The sequence below is a fragment of the Entomobacter blattae genome (assembly GCF_014672835.1).
Lineage (GTDB): Bacteria > Pseudomonadota > Alphaproteobacteria > Acetobacterales > Acetobacteraceae > Entomobacter > Entomobacter blattae.
This window is the reverse complement of the sequence record NZ_CP060244.1, coordinates 1,306,932-1,329,123: the sequence shown is the minus strand read 5'-3', so window position 1 is coordinate 1,329,123 and position 22,192 is coordinate 1,306,932. Positions and strand designations below refer to the sequence as shown.

General features: G+C 48.7%; 16 protein-coding genes, 1 pseudogene and 1 riboswitch. Of the genes and pseudogenes, 8 read left to right on the top strand and 9 right to left on the bottom strand.

Annotated elements, in window-relative coordinates:
• Nucleotides 1-127: 127 nt before the first annotated feature.
• The 3 genes from JGUZn3_RS05805 (at nucleotide 128) to JGUZn3_RS05795 (ending at nucleotide 4,879) form a co-directional block, all read left to right on the top strand.
• Nucleotides 128-2,542: a glucose/quinate/shikimate family membrane-bound PQQ-dependent dehydrogenase gene (locus tag JGUZn3_RS05805; RefSeq protein WP_203414695.1), complete on the top strand. Its 2,415-nt coding sequence runs from the start codon at nucleotides 128-130 to the stop codon at nucleotides 2,540-2,542.
• 58 nt (nucleotides 2,543-2,600) lie between these two features.
• Nucleotides 2,601-2,843: a hypothetical protein gene (locus JGUZn3_RS05800; RefSeq protein ID WP_203414694.1), complete on the top strand. Its 243-nt coding sequence runs from the start codon at nucleotides 2,601-2,603 to the stop codon at nucleotides 2,841-2,843.
• A 413-nt stretch (nucleotides 2,844-3,256) separates the two neighbouring features.
• Nucleotides 3,257-4,879, top strand: coding sequence for a reverse transcriptase domain-containing protein (locus tag JGUZn3_RS05795; RefSeq protein ID WP_203414693.1), 1,623 nt, complete (start codon nucleotides 3,257-3,259; stop codon nucleotides 4,877-4,879).
• A gap of 1,846 nt (nucleotides 4,880-6,725) precedes the next feature.
• Here the strand turns inward: JGUZn3_RS05795 and JGUZn3_RS05790 are convergent.
• Together JGUZn3_RS05790 and JGUZn3_RS05785 are read right to left on the bottom strand one after the other, a co-directional pair.
• Nucleotides 6,726-7,385: an HAD family hydrolase gene (locus JGUZn3_RS05790; protein ID WP_238996916.1), complete on the bottom strand. Its 660-nt coding sequence runs from the start codon at nucleotides 7,383-7,385 to the stop codon at nucleotides 6,726-6,728.
• Between the two features lie 408 nt (nucleotides 7,386-7,793).
• The gene (locus JGUZn3_RS05785; protein WP_203414692.1) at nucleotides 7,794-8,387 is read right to left on the bottom strand and encodes a hypothetical protein; all 594 of its coding nucleotides are present in this window, start codon (nucleotides 8,385-8,387) and stop codon (nucleotides 7,794-7,796) included.
• Nucleotides 8,388-8,862: 475 nt separating this feature from the next.
• Nucleotides 8,863-8,988: riboswitch (TPP riboswitch) on the top strand.
• A gap of 250 nt (nucleotides 8,989-9,238) precedes the next feature.
• On the opposite strand from JGUZn3_RS05785, the gene thiO reads away from it, so the two are divergent.
• The 5 genes and pseudogenes from thiO to thiC all read left to right on the top strand — a co-directional run bounded on the left by thiO (nucleotide 9,239) and on the right by thiC (nucleotide 14,292).
• Nucleotides 9,239-10,237 (top strand): glycine oxidase ThiO, encoded by a 999-nt coding sequence (gene thiO, locus JGUZn3_RS05780; RefSeq protein WP_203414691.1) that lies wholly within the window; start codon nucleotides 9,239-9,241, stop codon nucleotides 10,235-10,237.
• Complete coding sequence (gene thiS / locus JGUZn3_RS05775) at nucleotides 10,234-10,431, top strand: sulfur carrier protein ThiS (RefSeq protein WP_203414690.1); 198 nt, start codon at nucleotides 10,234-10,236, stop codon at nucleotides 10,429-10,431. Before thiO ends, thiS begins: the two co-directional genes overlap by 4 nt.
• A 230-nt stretch (nucleotides 10,432-10,661) precedes the next feature.
• Entirely contained in the window at nucleotides 10,662-11,441 is a 780-nt protein-coding gene (locus JGUZn3_RS05770) for a thiazole synthase (protein WP_238996948.1), read from the top strand.
• Nucleotides 11,438-12,040, top strand: a pseudogene (locus JGUZn3_RS05765) (thiamine phosphate synthase); the annotation flags it as partial. The gene JGUZn3_RS05770 and the pseudogene JGUZn3_RS05765, both read left to right, overlap by 4 nt.
• Before the next feature lie 410 nt (nucleotides 12,041-12,450).
• A complete protein-coding gene (gene thiC / locus JGUZn3_RS05760; protein WP_408871760.1) occupies nucleotides 12,451-14,292 on the top strand; it encodes a phosphomethylpyrimidine synthase ThiC in 1,842 nt (613 codons plus the stop codon).
• Between the two features lie 268 nt (nucleotides 14,293-14,560).
• Here the strand turns inward: thiC and JGUZn3_RS05755 are convergent, their stop codons facing one another.
• The 7 genes from JGUZn3_RS05755 to JGUZn3_RS05730 all read right to left on the bottom strand — a co-directional run bounded on the left by JGUZn3_RS05755 (nucleotide 14,561) and on the right by JGUZn3_RS05730 (nucleotide 21,955).
• Nucleotides 14,561-14,941 carry a hypothetical protein gene (locus tag JGUZn3_RS05755; protein ID WP_203414688.1) on the bottom strand — a complete coding sequence of 127 codons (381 nt, stop codon included), beginning with the start codon at nucleotides 14,939-14,941 and terminating at the stop codon, nucleotides 14,561-14,563.
• A gap of 274 nt (nucleotides 14,942-15,215) precedes the next feature.
• Nucleotides 15,216-15,341, bottom strand: a complete 126-nt coding sequence (locus JGUZn3_RS12620) for a hypothetical protein (protein WP_275402859.1) — start codon at nucleotides 15,339-15,341, stop codon at nucleotides 15,216-15,218.
• Nucleotides 15,342-15,817: 476 nt separating this feature from the next.
• Nucleotides 15,818-16,837, bottom strand: a complete 1,020-nt coding sequence (gene ilvC, locus JGUZn3_RS05750) for a ketol-acid reductoisomerase (RefSeq protein WP_203414687.1) — start codon at nucleotides 16,835-16,837, stop codon at nucleotides 15,818-15,820.
• A 43-nt stretch (nucleotides 16,838-16,880) separates the two neighbouring features.
• The gene (gene ilvN, locus JGUZn3_RS05745) at nucleotides 16,881-17,396 is read right to left on the bottom strand and encodes an acetolactate synthase small subunit (protein WP_203414686.1); all 516 of its coding nucleotides are present in this window, start codon (nucleotides 17,394-17,396) and stop codon (nucleotides 16,881-16,883) included.
• 31 nt (nucleotides 17,397-17,427) lie between these two features.
• Complete coding sequence (ilvB, locus tag JGUZn3_RS05740; protein ID WP_203414685.1) at nucleotides 17,428-19,245, bottom strand: biosynthetic-type acetolactate synthase large subunit; 1,818 nt, start codon at nucleotides 19,243-19,245, stop codon at nucleotides 17,428-17,430.
• A 313-nt stretch (nucleotides 19,246-19,558) separates the two neighbouring features.
• Nucleotides 19,559-20,521 carry a tRNA (adenosine(37)-N6)-dimethylallyltransferase MiaA gene (miaA, locus tag JGUZn3_RS05735; protein ID WP_203414835.1) on the bottom strand — a complete coding sequence of 321 codons (963 nt, stop codon included), beginning with the start codon at nucleotides 20,519-20,521 and terminating at the stop codon, nucleotides 19,559-19,561.
• 1,143 nt (nucleotides 20,522-21,664) lie between these two features.
• Nucleotides 21,665-21,955 carry a hypothetical protein gene (locus tag JGUZn3_RS05730; RefSeq protein WP_203414684.1) on the bottom strand — a complete coding sequence of 97 codons (291 nt, stop codon included), beginning with the start codon at nucleotides 21,953-21,955 and terminating at the stop codon, nucleotides 21,665-21,667.
• Nucleotides 21,956-22,192: the final 237 nt, after the last annotated feature.

Here is a 22,192-nt window from a genome sequence, read left to right as displayed (position 1 = left end):
AGTTTTTACTTAATGTTATCTCGTTTCTTATCCTATAATGGCGCACAAATAAAATGTTGCATGCGGTCTGCACATTTTTCTATCAGCTCTCTGTAAACAACACCAAGTACAAGATGTAGATGGATATATGAATATAAACACACCTCCGCCGCGCAGCTTACTGGTCACACTAACGGCCATTGCATGCGCACTCATAGCCGCCCTTCTGATTATCGGAGGGGGTTATCTTGTTTCCTTAAATGGAACTGCCTATTACCTTATTACTGGCCTTGCATTGCTGGTAACAGCCTTTTTGCTTTTCCGGCAAAATGCCTATGCCTATTTCCTTTATAGCGCCGTTTTAATCGGCACACTGATATGGGCCGTCTATGAAACAGGGCTCGATTTCTGGGCACTAGCCCCACGGCTTGATATCCTGGCCTTTTTTGGGGTTTGGCTCATCCTGCCTTTCGTTATAAAACATTTCGGACGTGGAAGAAAGCCCGGTGCTGCCATCACATTCGGCTCACTCTTCTTATATGCCATTGTTCTGGCCATCGCCCTGTTCGAAGACCCACAAGATGTCGCCGGGCAATTGCCCCCTGTGGCTGCCGATGCCCAGCCCCAGCAAGATGCTAAAACCATCGCCGATGGAGACTGGATCGCTTATGGCCGCACGGGCTTTGGAGACCGATTCTCCCCCCTTACCCAGATCACCCCAGACAACGCCCATAAGCTGAAAGTTGCCTGGACCTTCCGCACCGGAGATCTGCCCGGCCCCAATGACCCAGGCGAGACCACCTTCGAGGTTACCCCCCTAAAGGTTAACAACACGCTCTATTTCTGTACCCAACACCAATGGGTTTATGCCCTTGACCCTGGCACAGGAAAGGTTAAATGGAAGTTCGACCCCAAGGTTAATGATAACCCTACCTTCCAGCATCTCACCTGCCGCGGGGTTTCCTACCATGAAACCAAAGCCGATGCCGTAGATGTTACAGGCACCAAGGCCCCACAGGAATGCACAAAGCGCATCTTCGTGCCCGTTAATGACGGCCGCATGATCGCCCTTGATGCCGATACAGGAGCTAAATGCACAGGCTTCGGTAAAGATGGAGAGCTTAACCTCTACGAATATATGCCTGTCAAAACACTGGGAGAGTTGATCCCAACATCTCCGCCTGTTGTCACAGATAAAGTGCTGATCGTATCCTCTGCTGTTACTGATAACTACTCTTCCCATGAGCCTTCTGGGGTTATCCGTGGGTATGATATCTATAACGGCAAATTGCTCTGGGTGTTTGACTCTGGCAACCCTGACCCTAATCAGATGCCTTCTGCCACCCACAACTACTCTCCTAACTCTCCTAACTCCTGGATTACCTCATCAGTTGATGAAAATCTTGGCCTGGTCTACATCCCCATGGGTGTACAAACTCCTGATATCTGGGGTGGAAACCGTGATAAAAACTCCGAACGCTATGCAAGCTCCCTAGTGGCCCTGCATATTGATACGGGAAAATTGGCATGGTCTTACCAAACGGTTCATCATGACCTTTGGGATATGGACCTTCCCTCTCAGCCAAGCTTGGCTGACATTAAAACTGAGAACGGGATCATTCCCGCTATCTATGTTCCCGCCAAAACCGGTAACATTTTTGTGCTGGATCGTAGAAGTGGCCAGCCTATTGTACCAAGCCCGGAACGCCCTGTTCCTCAAGGCGCTGCTAAAGGGGACTTCTCCTCACCAACACAGCCTTTCTCTGAGCTGACCTTCCGCCCAGAGAAAAAACTCACAGGTGCTGATATGTGGGGAGCCAGCATGTTTGATCAGATGGTTTGCCGCATCATGTTCCATCGGCTGCGTTATGAAGGCACCTTCACACCTCCTTCAGAACAGGGAACCCTGGTATTCCCAGGCAACCTGGGCATGTTTGAATGGGGCGGCATTGCTATTGACCCTGTAAGACAAATTGCTATTGCCAACCCTATCGCCATACCGTTCGTCTCTCGCTTGATTCCCCGTGGGCCTGGTAACCCCTCTGAACCCCCCAAAGATGCAAAAGGGGCTGGTATGGAAAATGGCTTACAGCCCATGTATGGCACACCTTATGCTGTTACTCTTAATGCTTTCCTTTCACCTTTGGGAATTCCCTGTAAAAAACCCGCTTGGGGCTATATGGCTGGGATTGATTTGAAAACCCATAAGATTATGTGGATGCATCGGAACGGCACCATCCGTGACGTAGCCCCACTGCCTATCCCCTTCAAGCTTGGGGTGCCAAGCCTGGGTGGCCCGCTTGTTACAGCCGGTGGCGTAGCTTTCCTGACTTCTACTATGGATTACTATATCCGTGCCTATGATGTCACCACAGGAAAGGTTCTCTGGGAAGATCGCCTTCCAGCAGGTGGGCAATCAACCCCTATGTCCTATTCACATGAGGGTAGACAATATATCCTGACTGCGGATGGCGGACACGGTTCATTTGGAACCAAAATTGGTGACTATGTGGTTGCCTATGCCCTCCCTGATGAGGACCAAAAAGAAGCTGCAAAGCCTTAATACGTCCTTCTCATCAGAACTAAACTAACAAAACAGCTCTCCTTTTTGGGGAGCTGTTTTGTTTATTCACATTTCTTCCTGCGTTCTTGCAGGCTTACACCGGCTTAGTACGCCTTTACTGGCCACGACAACTGATCATGCTTTACTTCAGGCGGACTGGGTACATAATTTTACTCCCCTGCAGCAAAAGAACCCCACCACTATTGCCGCAGCCGTTACCAACCGTGAGCCTATTTCTAGAAAGGATGTTTGGCGGATGTCTAGCAAAACTGAGAAACCTCAAAATTGGGAAATCTACTGAGCCTTTTTTCTGAAATACGCTTGTAAAATATTGAAAAATGCACGGTCTCTCTTGAAAAGATGGTTGTCTTGGGTAGAAGGTTTGTTCCATCTTTAAAGAAATAAAAATATTGATTTTTTTCCTATAGAAAGAGTATACTAGTTTAGTATTCATCATTTGGATGTTTATTGGATTGTTGCAATACTTGCACTTGTCAACTCGTAATTGGGTTCGGCACTTGTCAGTAACATGGCGATCACCTTTACTATTATAGTCTATTACCCCGGGTGAGTAGCCTTCTTTTGAGAAGTGAAAGCCAGGCCTCCTTGAGAGGTCATCTACCAGATAGTTTTATTTGGGGACTATCTGGAAGAGTGAGAGGGAATGAGGTTGCGGGGAAGCTTTTGTCCCTCTCACTGTGAGAATTAAAGGCTATGGATGCTGTCGACCCCTCAGAGCAAGCCTCCTTATCGGCATGGTTTAAGGGCCGTACCTTCCGCCATTTTGATCGCCCTATAGGCCCCAAGGCCCTAGAAGAATTAGTCAGAAAACTGGCTGATCCTATTCAGGTATCCCAGCATAAATTTTCCCCCCTTATCCAGTTTACTCAGAAAACCCGCCACCGAAGACGTTCCAGACCCAAAGAGCGGGAAATCTGCTATCCTTCCCATAAAGACAGTGCCATTCTGGGGTATTATGCTTACCAGTTAAATGAAGCTTTAACCCAGTATTACAAAAAAGAAGACCTAGATAAAAACATTATTGCCTATCGTAATCTAGGCAAAGCCAATAACGATTTTGCAGCCCAGGCCCGCCGGTTTGCAGAAGAAAATAAACCCGCCATGATTATGACATTCGACGTTAAGAATTTTTTTGGCAGCCTTAATCATGCAAAACTCAAACACCGGCTTCAAGCCCTTTTACAGGCTTATGGCCCTGCCCCGCTTACTCCGCAGGGGCCGACTGCCCCTTCAACAAATCCGCAAACCCTTTCGGCTTCTCCTCCCTTGCTTCCGAAAGACTGGTACAGTGTGTTTCGTTTTACCAGCCAGTATCATTTTGTACAGCTAGAGGATTTAAAAAACACAGAACCTTTTGTCAGTCGGCTGTCAAGGCGGGAGAATTTTATTGGCACGATTAAAGAGTTAAAAGAAAAAGGGATACCCATTTACCCCAACCCCGGAACACGAGACCCCACCAAACCCGACAACAAACCCCTCAACTCCAGGGAAAGGCACGGCATTCCCCAGGGAACACCCATTAGTGCGGCCTTTTCAAACCTGTATATGATGGAGTTTGATAAAGAGCTCAAAACCTATTGTACCCACCTGAACGCCTTATATCTGCGCTATTCTGACGATATCCTGATTATCTGCCCCCATGATCCTTCTGCCAGTATGGAAGACATTACCACCACCATTATTGATAATATCCGCAACACGGTCCTTACCCTCCTGGCTAAAGAAGGGCTGCAATGCGCAGAACATAAAACAGACATCACCCAATATGGAAAAACCATCAGCGAGTCCATTACCCAGACTCCTCCGTATAAGAGTCCTTTTTCGCCCTTTAAGCAAGCCCAATATCTGGGGTTTATCTTAGCTGAAGACGGCACGACCATACGGGGTAGCTCCATAGCACGACAATGGCGTAAGCTTGTCCCCGCTTTAAAGGCTTTTCAACGGTACTCCTGCAACCTGAAAAAGAAGCCTCCCCCCAAAAACGGCCTTCCTAAAAACCCAAGCACCAAAAAACTCCTTAAACGATTTGCCCTTATTCCAATAATGGTTAAAATTCCTTCCTTAAAGGAAGAAGAGCCGATAAAGCATAAAGTCCGTTGTTACGCACGAAATTTTCCAGCTTATGCTTGGCGCAGCGCCAAAATATTTCGCGACACTGGCGATACGAACGAAAAAATTTCCAAACAATGCCGCAATTTTGAAAAAAAATTCTACGCAGCCCTTCATCGGGCCCAACGCGGAGAAAACCCTTTTCCCTCCAAGAAAAAACGGACACACCCTTCTACCGCCCTGTTCACCTCTCATAATCCTGAATAACGTTTTGCTGGAGAGCACCGACCTCCATACCTTATTTCAGCTCTATCGCAATAGATATGGATTATCGGCATGGCTTTTCTTAATCACCCTGATTTTTTCTTATTACCCTGATTAATATGTTTCCGAGGTTAATATATTTCTGATTGGATAGTTAACCAAAATCAGCTTTCTGCTCGCTTATATGCCTCTCGTACTTGTGGCTCTGTTTATTCTGCTGGCTATATAAAAAAAGAGATCCCATGTGAAACAACTATTGTGAAACAACCATAAAGCTATACTCCCCTGCTTCCTCTCTTTACTCCCCCCATACGCCCCGTACGTGCCCCAACCATTCGTAATGATTCCTTCTCGGGGTTGAAGTGAACGTTGGCTTATCACCTCAAACTAGGTTCTCGCATAAAGGCCCCTCTCCCACATTTCCTGCTAGACTATTCTCACCTATGACTATTCTCGCCTATAAAGCCATCTACCCAATCATTCTTGAAGCGAGAAAAAAGCGAGCCATGGTAACGGGACCATCAGAGGCCCCTAAAGCGTTGTTGCAATCTGTTTTTATCCCTCAATCAAGGGGTTAAGAGCGAGTATTGATGGGGAGAATAGGTCTATTGAAGATCCAAGAGGTAGGCCGCCCCATTTTTAGAATTCTCCCACCCTTAGAGCTCTTCCCACAAGGTAATTCAGCACCAACGTAATCCCGTAAGGGTAAAGGGTATAACGAAATTACACCTAAGTCTTAAAACCGTTTAGACATTTTTCCTGTAAAAGAATTTCCCGTAAAGGAACCCGTAAAGAAAGAAGGTACAAAAAATTGTTAGAACCAGATCTCAAAGAATGGATAAAGTTCTCGTAGTGGTGATAACGGAAATCTCTCTATAAAAATCTCTATAGAAAAAATACGTCATCCTCGGCACTTATCAGTAATATAGCGATCGCCTTTACTATTATGGTATTCATCATTTCGGTGTTTATTGGATTTATGAATTCGACTGGGATAAAGGCCATTCTTGGCTTCCATTTTAGATCTTCCACTGGAGCTTCCACTTTGGGTTTTCCACTCCAGATTTTCTATTCTGGGGCTTGTTGGGTACCGTTGCCGAGAAAACAGCAGACCGAAACGCACAAATTATAACAAAACCTCTCGGAGTAGAATTCCTGGAAGGAAAACCCCTGAGAGTCAAACTCTCAGAACAAAATCTTTCGGAATAAAATCTCTCAGCACAAAACCTTCGGGATAAAACCCACGAGTAAGAATATCGAGCAGCCCTTATGGCTAAACCCTCAAGAGAAGGTATTATATTCTTTTAGCATCTTTGCTGCCATACAAAACCCCATATGGGAGTGTGGGAAAGAAGGCTTAAGATACAGCTATCATTTTTTGCCGATCATCGAGTTAAACGCACCACCAAAAAAATGCTTCTCCCCCGCATGGCACGCGTTGCCGATTCATAATAATTTATAGATCTTTTTATATCAGCTTCTCCCCCACATAGCTAGCAATGCCCCGAATGGCAATATCCGCAGCCCGGCTTTTTGCTCAGGAGGAATGGTCTGTTATCATTACGGGCAGAAGGGGTGATTAGTTGAAGCTTTTAGAAGAGCAGCTCGCTCCCTTAGCCTCAATATACTCCTATGTTTTCAATGTGAGAGATGCTGAGAGTGTGGCAGAAATGGTTAGCGCCTTACCCGAGTCGTTTTCTCATATCCGTTAACGAGAAAGAGCACTTTTCCTTCGCATAACCAGCATGACCCTTTAACCCACCACACCTCTAATACCCCTTACCTTGGGCAACCCTAGCCTATCTCAACCCTTACCCTGAGGATTGCTGATGGGAGGGGGAAATCATCGTTACCGACCTGCCCGAAATTTTTCCAACACCTCATTCAGACTTGGCAAAACAGCCAGGGCCTTGGTGAATATTTCCTCGGTCGGTTGCAAAACATCGGGCACCATAATAACCGGCATACCCGCAGCAAAAGCCGAGCGCACACCATTATAGGAATCCTCAAGGGCCAAGGCCTCTGCCGGGGGTACCCCAATTAAACGGGCCGCATTTAAAAACGGTTCAGGCCCAGGTTTGCCGTGTGTAACCTCATTACGGGTAATGGTATAGCGAAAACGGGGCAAAAGGCCAACCTTATGCATATGGCGCTCCATCTTACTGCGCCCAGAAGAGGTCGCCAACCCATAGGGAATGGCCTGTTCATCAAGATAATCCAGTAACGCCCACACCCCAGGTTTTACAGTAAGACGCCCGCTTTCAATATAGTCTTCAAACAAATCATCACTGGCACGAAAAAACGCCTCAGCGGGAAAATCCTCCCCAAAATGCTCCTGCAACATCTGCAGGTTCCTATCCATAGGGGCCCCAATCATTCCCTGATAAAAACCAGGTGGGGTGGCATGGCCCATGGCCAGGCCTGTTTTTTCTAAGGCCTCCATGGCCAGGCTTTCCGTATCCAACAGCAGGCCATCCATATCAAACACTACAGCACGATGCGATACCACTTTAAAAAACTCCTTCAAAACCTTAACAAAAATACCTTATGGGCCTCCATACTTCCTTTATATCCCCCTTTTACACGCCACTTGCTCCTCTTTAACGTCTCCTCTACGGCCTTTCTCCCTACAAAATGGCCGCCGCCCTATTGTGCATAAAACCAGGGCAGCTCCCCACTAAAGCGCGGGACTAGCTATTCTCCTAAAGTTGGACTAAATAAATGGTGCTCCAACGTCCCCCAAAAGACCAGAATGCTCAAATTCTGCCTTAAGGGTTATGGGATCTGCTCAATGTCCATTTTCAATACGCCCAACTATAGACACCTAACTATAACCTCATAAATTTTACCATTAATAGCATCTGCTAATAAAAAAAGACCCCGTATAAAGACCCAGTATCATGAAAAAATACCCAGATCACTCCTGCTCTTTTTCACCCTCAATGGAGGAAACGGGAGGCTGATGCAGGGCAGCCTCACGATGGGGATCTGGATATTGGGGGTCTGCAAAACGCGGGTCTACAAAACGGGGAGCTGCAAATTTGAGAAAATAAATGGTTCTGAGCAGTTCATAAAACTGTACACAAAAAGCCGGGATAATCGCCAGCCACGCTGGCCAATGAGCAACCACTATGGCAAGAATGGTAAAAGCCACACCAGAAATACGGGTAATAGGGTAGACGCGGTCTCTTTTTGCTAAAAAGAAGAGAGCGATCCCCGCGACAAGACAGGAGGTTGCCAGAAGGTTATGCAGAAAATAGCCTGGGGCTGTGGAATAAATGCCTGCATCATTCCCAAAGCCATAAGTGGTGGTCTTGCCATCTCCGCCCAAGGTCGAGAGAAGAACAAAAGGGAGCAAAACAGCCCCGAACACTTCCTTAACAAGGATATAAATGCCATTCATTAATGTTGGCAACACCATAATCACAATCGCTATAGCAGTAAAGACCAGAACTATGGCGGCCTCCAACCGCGAAAGCCGGTTTCTCTCTACACTCCGTTCTGATACCAAAAAGCTCTCCTCTCTCGCTAGAATATCAAACCAGAATATCCCAACATACCCCCCAATAGGGCAAGCTGTTTTTAACCCCTGTAGGCTGCCAACCCTATAACCTACTTTTGCCTTTTAGCCAGACAATGGCCTTACACCCTACCCCTTATAAGAACTCTTTGCCAGAGAACTTTTTACCAAAGGACCTAATAAAGCACTTGTCTGCCAGAGCACTTAATAGAGCACTTGCGTTATGCAACCAAAACCCTTTATCCGCTAAGATCTTCCTTTATTCATCCCCTCCCCTTGTCAAACCTTCGTCACGCTTATCGTCAAGCTTTCACCACGCTTTGTGGAAAGGAGCTTCAAGGGAAGCAGGTCTTGGCAAGAAGGGCCATGGCATCACAAACCCTTTATGAATATATTCTTTTCTCCCTGTAAGGGCAAATTTCTATTTTGTTTCCTATTGTCCTTTGCCAATATTCACGTTACTGTAAGATCTTTCCAGGGGTGCCTCTTGCTCTTTTCAAAAAGACAATTCCAGAGGCTGAGATGGTACCAACCAAACCCTTTGAACCTGATCCGGGTCATGCCGGCGAAGGGATGGAACATGGCCAGGCAGTCTTCAACCCTATGGCCAGGCATTCTTTCCTGACAAAACACCCTGGTTTTTTACTGGAGGTTAAATGTCTTACCCATTACATACCCTTAGGGCTCCCCCCAATCTCACTCTCCCAGTTTTTTTTGATTTAGGTTTTTTTGCTTTAGGCTTTTCTGCTACAGATCACAGACAAAGACGCAAAACCTTTTCACAGTCTGGTAGTTTTCTAATGGGCTCTTTTTAAGGAATATTTGGTTAAGGAAGATTTGCCATGAGTGTGAAAATTATCGGGGCAGGGATTGCTGGCCTAACCTGTGCTGTTGCCTTAGCCGAAAAAGGGATTAAGGCCGAACTTTATGAACGGGGCCCTACTGTGGGGGCTCCGACCTGTTCTTGGTATGCAGGGGGCATGCTCGCGCCATGGTGTGAGCGTGAAAGTGCCGAAGAAATCGTGGTGACCCAAGGGGTTTCAGCCCTTTCCTGGTGGGCTCAGCATGCAAGCTCAGTCCAACAAAATGGTACCTTGGTTCTTGCAGCCCCCCGTGATGTGGCCGACCTTACCCGCTTCTCTCGCCGAACAAGCGAGTATGAATGGGTCGATGAAGCCCGCATAGCCGCCCTTGAGCCAGACCTGGCCGGCCGCTTTCGCAAGGGGCTGTTTTTCCCGCAAGAAGGCCATCTTAACCCGCGCGAGGCCATGCACACCCTCTATAAAACATTTGTTAAACTGGGTGGTGTTGTTCATTTTAATACCGAACTCCCCGAGGATTACCAAAAAAGCGCCTACGCCCAGGCAGAAGATATCTGGATAGATTGCCGCGGCTTGCCAGCCCGCCAGCAGTTGAAGGATTTGCGCGGGGTCAGGGGGGAAATGCTGCTTCTGAAAACATCGGAGATTTCCTTCTCTCGCCCGGTAAGGCTGCTTCATCCACGCATTCCGCTCTATATTGTCCCCAGGGGAGAGGGCATTTTCATGGTCGGAGCCACCATGATTGAAAGTGATAGCCCAGGCGAAGCCAGAGCCCTTTCCATAGCCGAATTGCTCAATGGGGCCTACACCATTCATCCTGCCTTTGGTGAGGCTGAAATTTTGGAGCTTGGCAGTGGTGTACGCCCTGCTTTTGCTGATAATATCCCCAAGGTCATTCACCAAACCCCTCACCAGTTTTATATCAACGGCATGCACCGTCATGGGTATTTGCTGGCCCCTTGGTTGGCCCAGCAAACAGCCCTTTCTGTTTCGCACCTGCTAGAGGAACACGCCTTATGATACTGACCATTAACGGGAAGGAGCACACTGTTTCCGCCTCGACCCTGACCACCCTTCTCAACACCTTAGGCTATGATGCAGAACTTGTGGCCACAGCTGTTAATGGCCAATTCATTAGCCGCGAGCACCGCACAACACTAAAACTTTCTGAAGGGGATGCAGTAGAAATCCTTGCTCCCATGCAGGGAGGTTAATCTTTATGACAGGCTTTGAGACCATGACCCAAACCACAATGCCCCCTTCTCCTTCCTCTGCCATGCCCTCTACCAAAGAACGTGCCGAAGACTATACCCAAGAACACACCACCAAAGAACGCATTGGGAAACGCACCGGAGAACATATCGGGGAACCTACCAGAAAAGGAGAAGCAGCCCAAGAAAGAGTGAGGGAAATCATAGGGCGGGCAACCCAAGCCCCCAGCTTATTGGCCGATGAGCTAAAGGTCTATGGGGTTTCCCTGCCCTCACGCCTGTTTTTGGGAACAGCCCGCTACCCCTCCCCGGCTATTTTGGCGGAAGCTGCCCAACGCGCAAAAACCAGTGTGCTGACGGTCTCGCTGCGTCGGGAATCCTCTTCAAGCCGGCAAGGGGAAACCTTCTGGTCCCTGGTTAAGGGGCTGGGAACCCATATCCTTCCCAACACAGCGGGCTGCCATTCTGTAAAGGAAGCCGTAACCACCGCCCATATGGCCCGCGAGCTTTTCAATACAAACTGGATCAAGCTAGAGGTCATCGGCGATGGTGATACCCTTCAGCCGGATGTCTTTGCCCTGGTTGAGGCGGCTCGTATCCTGAATGAGGAAGGGTTTGCCGTCTTCCCCTACACCACAGAAGATCTAGGCGTTGCCGAGCGCCTGATTGAGGCCGGCTGTCAGGTGCTTATGCCATGGGGCGCCCCCATTGGCAGTGGCCGAGGGCTTAACAACCCCTATGCCCTGCGCTCCCTTAGGGGGCACTTCCCTAAGATTCCCCTTGTGGTTGATGCCGGCATTGGCCTGCCCTCTCATGCCACCCAAGCCATGGAATTGGGCTATGATGCCATTTTGCTGAATACGGCCGTCTCGCAAGCCCGCACCCCGCCCCTTATGGCTGAGGCTTTTGCCAAGGCGATAGAAGCAGGGCGTGCTGCCTTTCTGGCAGACCCTATGGAGCAACGTGATATGGCCAGCCCCTCTACCCCCGTTATGGGAAAGGCCTTTACATGAGCGCATTCTCACTTCCCCCCTTTTATCCCGTAGTGGATTCGGCCCAATGGGTGGAAAGGCTTGTTCCCACAGGGGTCAAGCTCATCCAGCTGCGAATGAAGGATAAACCCTTGGCCATCATGCAGCAGCAAGCAGCCCAAGCTTTGGCCCTCTGCCAGCGCTATGCTGCCCAGCTGGTTTTAAATGATTACTGGCCCATAGCCATTACCCTGAAGATACCTTTTGTGCATCTTGGGCAGGAAGACCTGCAAACGGCCGATATTCAAGCTCTCAAACACCATAATATTGCCATTGGCGTCAGCACCCATGACCATGCTGAGCTGGAAAAAGCCTTGGCTATTTCGCCCGATTACGTAGCCCTGGGCCCAATCTTTCCCACCACTTCCAAAATTATGGCGTTTGGCCCCCAAGGGATAGCGCGGATTACGGAGTGGAAAAAACATGTAGGCCCCCTGCCCCTAGTTGCCATTGGAGGCATTGCCTGTGAGCAGGCTGCTGCCTGCCTGAAAGCAGGTGCCGATAGTGTGGCAGCCATTAGTGATATTACCCAAAACCCTTCTCCCGAAGAACGAGCGCGGGAATGGCTTAAAGCCACCCAGCTTGTAGACAAGCCTGCCTTAAGCCTTCCCCCACAGCAAGGCCTAGATTCTCGCCCCAACCCCTCCGCTGAGTCCAGCTCTGCTGTTCATGCGAGCCCTGAACAGAGTGGCTCTGAACAGAGCGATTCTGGACATAACGATTCTGGACATAACGATTCTGGGCATGGTGATTTTGGGCATAATGATTCCAGACAGGAAATACGCTCAAACCCTAACGAACCGCCAAACTCACCCCTTTCCCACGGAGCACACCAAAAACACCTCACGCCTTAGCTCCCACACCTTAGCAAAGTTAACTCTCTCTATTTTTCTTCACCTGAACATCTTTTCTTTAACCTCAACATCAAATAACCCTTTATCAACACTGTAAAAAACCCCAATATGGAAGCAACAAGGTTGTTTCCCTACCAATGACAGGACCTTTGATCATGACGGCTCTCTCCTCTATCCTCAACCAGCTTCATACCGTTACAACCGGGCCCATTCGTGGCTCGCATAAAATTTATTCCTCCCCGAAGGATTTCCCGGACATGGCTGTGCCTTTTCGTGAAATTCCCCTTGCCGCTAGCTCTGGCGAGGCCCCAGTACGTGTTTACGACACTTCAGGACCCTATACCGACCCCGATATCACAATCAATATTACCAAGGGCCTTACCCCCTTGCGCAGTTCCTGGCTTAAAAAACGCCAGTTCCAGAACGAAACTTCCCCGCGGATGGTCAAGCCAGAAGATAACAGCTTTGTCTCTGAAGATCAGCTTATTCCCGCCTGCCCTGCCCCCCACACCGTTCTTACTGGAGAAGGAGCAAAGCTGATTACCCAATATGAATTTGCCAAGGCAGGCCTGATTACCGAAGAGATGATCTATGTTGCGCACAGGGAAAATCTTGGGCGTGCCCAAACCGGCGCTGTGACCCGCAATGGCGAGGGAATTCCCTCTTTCATTACCCCAGAATTTGTACGCGATGAAATTGCTGCAGGGCGGGCCATTATTCCAGCCAACATTAATCACCCCGAGCTAGAGCCTGTTATTATCGGTAAAAATTTCCTGGTCAAGATTAACGCCAATATTGGCAATTCGGCCATTACCTCCTCCGTTGCCGATGAGATTGATAAAATGGTTTGGGCCATACGCTGGGGTGCAGATACCATTATGGACCTCTCTACCGGCCGGAATATCCATAATATCCGCGACTGGCTCATTCGTAATGCCCCCGTGCCTGTTGGCACAGTACCCCTTTACCAGGCCCTGGAAAAAGTCGAGGGAGACCCCTTCCGCCTAACCTGGGAGCTGTTCCGTGACACCCTTATTGAACAAGCTGAACAAGGTGTGGACTATTTTACCATTCATGCCGGTGTGCGCTTACACCATGTTCCCCTTACAGCCAAACGGGTGACAGGTATCGTCTCTCGGGGGGGCTCTATTATGGCCAGCTGGTGTCTGCATCATCACCGTGAAAGCTTCCTTTACGAGCATTTCGATGAGATCTGCGATATTATGCGCCGTTACGACGTCAGCTTCTCCCTCGGAGATGGCCTACGCCCTGGCTCTATTGCCGATGCCAATGATGAAGCCCAGTTTGCCGAGCTAGAAACCCTGGGCGAGCTAACCACCGTTGCCCATGAGCGGGGCTGCCAGGTGATGATCGAAGGCCCTGGCCACGTCCCCATGGATAAAATTAAGTACAATATGGAAAAGCAGCAGAAAGAATGCGGCGAAGCCCCCTTTTATACGCTTGGGCCATTAACAACCGATATTGCCCCCGGGTATGATCATATTACCTCTGCCATTGGTGCGGCTATGATCGGCTGGTTTGGCACGGCCATGCTGTGCTATGTGACCCCCAAGGAGCATCTTGGCCTGCCAGACCGCCACGATGTGAAGGTGGGGGTCATCACCTACCGAATCGCAGCCCACGCGGCAGATCTTGCAAAAGGGCACCCTTCTGCCAAACTGCGTGACGATGCCTTAAGCCGTGCCCGCTTTGATTTCCGCTGGGAAGATCAGTTCCACTTGGCCCTGGATCCGGATACGGCCTATGCCTATCATGATGAAACCCTGCCCAAGGAAAAGCACAAAACGGTTCATTTCTGCTCCATGTGTGGGCCTAAATTCTGTTCCATGCGCATTAGCCAAGACTTAAGAGCTGATGCTCAGCGCCTGGCTGGACTTGAACAAAAGAAAAAGGAATTCCAAGAAGCTGGCGATAAACTCTACGTTCCTACCGATATTGAAAATACACCGGCTGAATAAGCCCGCATCCTCCCTCTTCTTAAGTGACTTAGCTATAGAAGGGGGAGTTTTTTGTTTTTTATTCATATATTCCTATTTTTTCTATAATTGTTTCTTGATGAAAATAAAAAATCCCACTATCTTTGACTTCCTACAGAAAGTTCTCTTCTCGAAACTTTTCTTCTTGTAGGAAAAATTTCCTTAGATTGTATTGCCTGGAGAGGAAAACTCTCTTTCCTCTCCCTTTTCTTCCAGTAAAATAATACCGTTCTGCTTTTTTTGCTTTTTTTCAGGCCAATAAATAAGTACGACCATTCGCCTGATACAGCAGAAACTCTTTTAAAGCAAAAACCCTTTTGAAGAGGTTTTTTACTCGGAATACCCTTCTAAACCCGTTGTAACAATAAGACCATGACAGAAAAAACAAGACCTCGACAGAAAGAAAGCACTTTCTTAACAAAGCCCTCTCAATGGGCTGTTCCCCCGCAAGGATATAAGGCTTTACTGGCCCCGCCCTTACGCCTTCCAGAGCCTTTTTAGGTTCTGCCGTAATTAAAACCCGTGGGCTAAAACCTATTCTCCATCGTCTTGCTCTATAGAGGTCAGAAGGCTCCTCCTGCATGACTAGAATAATATCAATTTGTGCATGCTGTTGATTCGCCATCAACATATAAGGTGCAATTTTCCGTAAGTCCTTCTCGAACTGCTTCCTATCAAGAATTCCAATGGGAAATAGCCTTATTCATGTTAGCAACTCCTATATTAACAATGTGGCAAGGTGCTAAATGTGGTAAGACCCTAAATAGGGCAAGATGCTAAAAAACCCATTGTAGAACTTCCTAAAGCGAGCATCCACCACCCGAGCCCGATGGCCTCAGCTAAACGCAGAGCCTCTGAGCAAGATTCTCCATGACCTTTAACCTTTATCAGCAGCATTTCACAGGTCATGGGCTTTTCTTGCCTCCCAGGCTAAGGTTGGCAACCTTATAAACCGGCACAAGACGGTTCAGCTGGGCTTTGATCTGAGCAATCACCATTGGGGCATCATCGTAGTGACATCGGGGTGCCATTAAGGTACCATCAGGGTGACAATATTCATACGTGAACGTTGACCGTCTTCCCTCACTGATGACATCCTCTACTGGCATCCACCACTGGCTGATCCCTACTGGGGAGGGCCTCTGTGGCTCCTACTTGGTGGCGCGCGCCACTGGTGCCCCCTACTGCTGCCCCTCACTGGTGCCCCTCACTGGTGCCCCTCACTGGTGCCACAGAATATGATGACATGTCAGAGTCAATGTCAGTTTAAGGTCAAGACCAAGACGGCTTTTTTCTTTATTCAGCAGGCCAGGAAACATTTGAACCATGATGGCAAGATTTGCGCTCTCAAGATTTGCGCTCTTGTGACATCGCACTTCACCAATAGCTGTCTCCCTCAATGAAGGCCTTCATCAAGGCCAGTTACAGTTCATCAACCCAGTTACAATAAAAAACCGCCGCAATGATCATCGCAGCGGTTTTAATTTAACGAATTGGGTGCCTCGACCTAGTTTTTGCTTTTATCCACCAGGCGATTCTTACTAATCCAAGGCATCATAGTCCGGAGCTTCTCTCCCACCTGCTCAATCTGATGTTCATTGGCCAGATTACGGCGCGCTTTAAAACCAACCATACCCGATTTGTTCTCAAGAATAAAATTACGCACAAAGGTGCCATCCTGAATGTCTTTCAGCACGCCCTTCATCGCCTTTTTAGTTTCTGCCGTAATCACCCGTGGGCCAGACACATATTCCCCATATTCTGCGGTGTTGGAAATAGAATAATTCATATTGGCAATACCACCCTCATAAATAAGGTCTACAATCAACTTGACCTCATGAAGACACTCAAAATAGGCCATTTCAGGGGCATAACCTGCTTCAACCAGAGTTTCAAACCCTGCGCGGATCAAATCAACCAAACCACCGCATAACACGGCTTGCTCACCAAACAGGTCTGTTTCGCATTCTTCACGGAAATTGGTTTCAATAATCCCTGCACGGCCACCGCCAATGGCAGAGGCATAAGAAAGGGCAATTTCCAGCGCATTCCCAGACGGGTTCTGCGCTACAGCAACCAGGCATGGCACCCCACCCCCTTTCTGATACTCAGAACGCACAGTATGGCCAGGGCCTTTCGGAGCAATCATAAACACATCAAGATCAGGTCGAGGTTCTATAATGCGAAAATGAACAGCAAGACCATGAGCAAAAGCAATCGCTGCCCCTTTCTTAAGGTTCTTTTCAAGATGCTCCTTATAAAGGTCACCTTGGCCTTCATCGGGGGTCAGAATCATCACAACATCGGCCCAGGCCGCAGCCTCTGAGGCCGTCATCACCTTAAAACCAGCAGCCTCTGCCTTGGCCTTGGCTGAAGATTCGGGGCGCAGGCCAATCACTACCTCAGCTACGCCACTATCCTTAAGGTTATTGGCATGGGCATGGCCCTGGCTACCATAGCCAATAATGGCAACCTTTTTCCCACGAATAAGCCCTACATCTGCGTCACGGTCGTAATATACGCGCATTTACCTTCTCTCTTACTTTTAAAATTCACTGGGTTAAAACTGGCTAAAGCCCCGTAGAACCACGAGACATAGCAACAACCCCTGTCCGGGAAACTTCTACCAGTCCCAACGGATACATAAGGTTGACAAAAGTATCAAGCTTGCTGGGAGAACCGGTAAGCTCAAACACAAAAGAGTGCGTTGTGGCATCCACCACCCGGGCCCGATAGGCCTCAGCCAGGCGCAGAGCCTCTGAGCGAGACTCCCCATGGCCTTCAACCTTTATCAGCAGCATTTCACGGGTAATGGGCTTTTCGCCCCCCTGGCTAAGGTTGGCAACCTTATAAACCGGCACAAGACGGTTCAGCTGGGCTTTGATCTGGGCAATCACCATCGGGGTGCCAGAGGTGACAATATTAATACGCGAACGTTTACCGTCTTCCCCCACCGGTGCCACAGTCAGACTTTCAATATTATAGCCTCGCCCAGAAAACAGGCCGATCACCCTTGCCAGCGCCCCGCTCTCATTTTCGACCAATATGGCAAATGTTGCCGATACAATTTGATCACTCTCCATCATGCTATCATCCTGCCTTCAAATACCATCGCTGCTATGAACCCCCCGCAGGCTTTTGCGCAAGAGCTGGATCCAGAAGGATCTGGTTATGGGCTGCCCCTGGCGGTATCATGGGATAGCAATTCTCTACTGTTTCTACAGCCAGCTCCACGACCACACTCCCGTTATAGGCCAAAGCTTCCGTCAGCACATCATCTAGCTCACCAACGGTGGTAGCCCGCATACCCCGCACCGAAAAACTTTCCGCCAGCTTTACAAAATCCGGCAGGGATTCACTATAGCTTTGAGAATAGCGCTTATCATAGAGAAGCTCCTGCCATTGCCGCACCATGCCCATATAGCGGTTATTTAAAATAATCATTTTAACAGGCAGACGATATTGGGCCACAGTGGCCAGCTCCTGGATATTCATTAAGGTTGAGGCCTCTCCTGCAATATCTAGCACCAAAGCATCGGGATGGGCAATCTGCACCCCCATGGAAGAGGGAAAACCATACCCCATGGTGCCTAAACCACCCGACGTCATAAGCTGGTTGGGGCGGGTAAAGTTAAAATGCTGGGCTGTCCACATTTGGTGCTGACCCACCTCAGTGGTCACAAACACATCTTTCCCCATCTGCGCGCTGATTTCTGAAAGCCTCTGAATGGCATATTGTGGCTTTATGGTGGCATTCTCGGATTTATCCTGAACAAAGGTCAGGCATTGTACAGCACGCCATTCCTCTATTTGCTGCCACCAGGCCTGAAGTTCCCCACGATGGGGTTCCACGGTGGTATCCTTCTCCCAGAAGGTGCACATCATCTTCATGGTTTCGCCCACATCACCAATAATGGGGATATCAACATTCACCACTTTGTTCATCTGGGAAGGATCTATATCCACATGGATTTTTAAGGAATGGGGCGAAAAGCCACTCAGCTTGCTGGTAACCCGGTCATCAAAACGGGCCCCCAAGGCCACTAGAACATCACACCCATGCGTGGCCAGATTAGCCTCATACGTGCCGTGCATGCCCAGCATTCCCAAGAAGTGAGGGTCATCGCCTGCAATGCTCCCCAACCCCATAAGGGTTGTTGTGGTAGGGAAATCTGTTAAAGCGACCAACCTCCTTAAGGCTTCTGAAGCATAAGGCCCAGAGTTGATCACCCCACCCCCCACATACAGCAAAGGTTTTTTCGCCCTTTTCATCGCCATCACGGCCTGATACACAGCCTGTTCCGGAGGCAGGCGTGCAGGATGGTAAGAACGGTGTGAGCTGGCCTTCGCTTCAACCTCAGCAGAAATATAAGGCGCCGGGGCACTAACCACATCCTTGGGCAAATCAATCACTACAGGGCCAGGCCTGCCAGAACGCGCAATATAGAAGGCCTCGTGAATGGTACTGGCCAGATCCTCTGGGCGACGAACAAGATAATTATGCTTGGTCACTGGGCGGGTAATCCCTGTGGTATCGGCTTCCTGAAAGGCATCAGTGCCGATAACTGTGGTGGGAACCTGACCGGTCAGACAGACGACGGGGATAGAATCCATCAGCGCATCCAGCAGGCCGGTGACGGTGTTGGTTGCCCCAGGCCCACTTGTCACCAACACCACCCCTACCTTGCCCGTGGAGCGGGCATAGCCTTCTGCGGCATGAACGGCGGCCTGCTCGTGGCGAACAAGTATATGCCGAATAACATTTTGTTTAAATAAGGCATCATACAAGGGGAGTACTGCCCCACCAGGATACCCGAAAATCACTTCTACCCCTTGCTCATGAAGGGCACGAAGCACCACCTCTGCCCCATTCAATGAGTCTGAATGGGTCGAAGCTGTTTCTCCTATCGCCTTCTGCTTGGTGGTCTCCGTCATATCGAGCTCCTTAAAAATATAGTGGGCAAGAATAAAACCAGCCCCTGCTGAATGTTTCCCGCTAGATGTTTCTTTTCTTATCAAATCTTATCAAACCTCTTCTAGCTTTTCTTTTTATACCGCTATAGGGGTTTTTCCTTCAACGTTCTTATTTCCTTCACCATTCTTATAAGAGGGCAATCCCTTTCATAATGGGCAAAAGCTGATAAGGCAAAATATTCTGCAAAACGGGGCTTTAAAGCCTTATTCAATAAAACGGGATAAAGCCCTGTTCAATTTCTTAAATGCGTGGTGCATATTAGAAAGGCAAAACTTATTCGTCAATCATTTTTATAATAAATGAAATAGAATTATTATACATATTTTCCATTTGTTGCTCATTTTTGGATGAATTCCATGCAAAAATTTCATACCTGCCTTGTTCTGCCAAATCATGATGGGCAAACCAGGTGGCCTGCCTTTTGGTATATCGCACTGTAGCCTGCACTGCCAGCTGGCTGGCTTGCTCCAAGGAGCAGTCTGCTGACAGAAAACGTATCAGTTCCGGCACCCCGTGGGCCCGCATGGCAGGAAGGGCTGGGTCTAGCTGTTGAGCAAGAAGAGCCTTAACCTCGTCAACAGCGCCATGGTCGAGCATGGCTGCGAAACGGGCTTCTATCCTCTCGCGCAGCACAGGCCGCGAAGGGGCCAACCTTATTGCCATAAACCGGTAGGGTGCTGGCGGCAACCCCGGTATGGACTGCCACTCGGTAATACTGCGCCCAGTGCTTTTCCACACCTCCCAGGCGCGGGCCAACCTTTGCCCATCGGAAGGGTGCAGGCGCTGGGCAGCTTGCGGATCAACCCGCTCCAGCTGCCGATACAGCCCCTCGCTCCCTTCCGCCTGTAAAAGGGCACGGCTTTGCAGACGGACTTCTGGAGTGGGATCGGGGATGCTGGCCAAACCCTTCACCAGGGCATTAAAATACAGGCCTGTGCCCCCACAAAGAATGGGCAAACGTTGCTGCTGTATCGCTGTATCCAAGGCTGCCAAAGCTTGGGAGCGCCACCAGGCAACGCTCCCCGCTTGGCTGGCCGGCAGACACCCATAAAGCTCATGAGGAATTTCCGCTTCCTCTTGCGGGATAGGCCGAGCAGTGAGCACACGCAGTTCTTTATAAACCTGCATGGAATCCGCGTTAATGATCGTGCCTTTTAAACGTTGTGCCACATGAAAGGCCAAGGCTGATTTCCCCGAGCAGGTGGGACCCGCTATAATCAGTGCCCATGGTTTCAAACTTCTCTGCTTCGGGCTTGGCTGCTTTACACTTTGCTGCTGCGGGCTGTGCTGCTTCTGATTGTGCTCCTCTTCCTCTTTGGGCCTATTTTCTAACACGCTCTTCTCTCACCCTTTTTCTTCCTCTTTTTGACCTTATACTATTGAGGGCCCTATTCGATTGGCCTCTCATTTTAGAAGCCCTTTTTTGATTTGATTAGAAACCCTTTTTAGAACTGTCTTTTCAAATTAGGGCTATCTTTTCAAACCCTACGGCTTAAAAGCCATTCAGGCCCTGAGGACACTCCCGTTCAGCACCATCCATATGATCCATTCAGGAGAAAAGATAAAACCCTCTCCCTCCCGTTAACCGCCAACTGACTCCTTGCCAAACCGCCTATCCATTAGGTCATCCTCTGCGCCAGTGTTTGTGCACCAGTGTTCTGCACCAGTGTTCTGCACCAGTATCCTAAAACTATAATGTCCTAAAACTATCCTGATCTCTTATAACATGGTTTCTTGTTTAACATGGTTTTTCGTTCTCACAGCATAGGCATGTTGAAAGCCAGGCTCATTTATTTTGGAAACAAAAAAGGGCTATAATCCTCCTTGCCCCCATTCTTCTGGCGCTCATGCCCTTGCTTTAAGATGCAAAACTGTGCCTATCCAATGGCTTTCAGAGTCATGACCTCCTGAGTGCATGGCTCCCAAAATGTGAGCGATCTCCCAAAGTGTGAGCGATCTCCCAGAGTGTAAGGCGCTCCCAAGTGAAAGACCCATCTCCAAACACACCAAGCCGTATGAGGATATGATGATCGTGGTAAAGGATCTTTCCGATGTTTACCATCCTCTTTTACGAAATAGAGAAGATATAAGATAGTAGGAGAGCCAATACCATTGCCGCGTTTGAAACGATAGTCATTATGGTTTGAACATTCTGGTTTGAATGATAAAGATTTTTACAGGATTCTCCTAAGCTTCTCCTTTTCACAAGGAGGGAAACGCTAAAGAAGACGGGCTATATCCCCAATGGGAGTCTTACTCTCATGAAGTCCTCAAAATAAGTTCCCCTATCTTCCCTTTATCCCCACCGCCTCATGCGACCAGTAATTCAAATAAATGCCTATCGGGCAGAAGGTCAGGTAGAAGAAGAGCTATCTCTATTTAGAGGAAGAGTGGCTTCAACCTGTGCATAGACCCTTCTTTGATTTTTTCTGATTGGATTTTTGCTGATCGGAGCACAAGATGTTTGGTGCTGGTGGCATTGTGCACCCTGGGGGCATAAGCCGTCAGAGATACCAATGAGGACATATTGGTCTTCCCCAAGCTTGAAGAAGCCACACCGCTTAAATTCCCAACCTCAGCCCTATCGAGTCCATAGCCCCTTATTTCCATTACAAACAGGCCCACTCTTGCAAAATGCCGTTCGCATTGTTCATTGTCAGCATCATTCATTATAGAGTGCTAAACATTATGGGGTACCAAAGAGATAGAGCACCCAAAGGGCTCATCTGATGCTGAGTCTTTTGCGTTTTTTACCGCTAGACTGGTTGAGTCTAAGGCTTATATGATCCATAATCTTTCTTAAACATCCATAAATCTTTTTTAAACTATGTGCCACTCGTTACCAAACCTTTCGCCGCCAAACCTGTCACTGCCAAATTTGTTGCTGCCCAACTTATTGCTACCAGA

Coding starts and splice junctions, on each gene's coding strand:
- JGUZn3_RS05805 (WP_203414695.1), top strand. CDS start 128: ATGAATATAAACACACCTCCGCCGCGCAGCTTACTGGTCACACTAACG.
- JGUZn3_RS12620 (WP_275402859.1), bottom strand. CDS start 15,341: ATGGCACCCCGATGTCACTACGATGATGCCCCAATGGTGATTGCTCAG.
- ilvB (WP_203414685.1), bottom strand. CDS start 19,245: ATGACGGAGACCACCAAGCAGAAGGCGATAGGAGAAACAGCTTCGACC.
- ilvN (WP_203414686.1), bottom strand. CDS start 17,396: ATGATGGAGAGTGATCAAATTGTATCGGCAACATTTGCCATATTGGTC.
- JGUZn3_RS05795 (WP_203414693.1), top strand. CDS start 3,257: ATGGATGCTGTCGACCCCTCAGAGCAAGCCTCCTTATCGGCATGGTTT.
- ilvC (WP_203414687.1), bottom strand. CDS start 16,837: ATGCGCGTATATTACGACCGTGACGCAGATGTAGGGCTTATTCGTGGG.
- thiO (WP_203414691.1), top strand. CDS start 9,239: ATGAGTGTGAAAATTATCGGGGCAGGGATTGCTGGCCTAACCTGTGCT.
- JGUZn3_RS05755 (WP_203414688.1), bottom strand. CDS start 14,941: ATGTTGATGGCGAATCAACAGCATGCACAAATTGATATTATTCTAGTC.
- thiC (WP_408871760.1), top strand. CDS start 12,451: ATGACAGGACCTTTGATCATGACGGCTCTCTCCTCTATCCTCAACCAG.
- JGUZn3_RS05730 (WP_203414684.1), bottom strand. CDS start 21,955: ATGAATGATGCTGACAATGAACAATGCGAACGGCATTTTGCAAGAGTG.
- thiS (WP_203414690.1), top strand. CDS start 10,234: ATGATACTGACCATTAACGGGAAGGAGCACACTGTTTCCGCCTCGACC.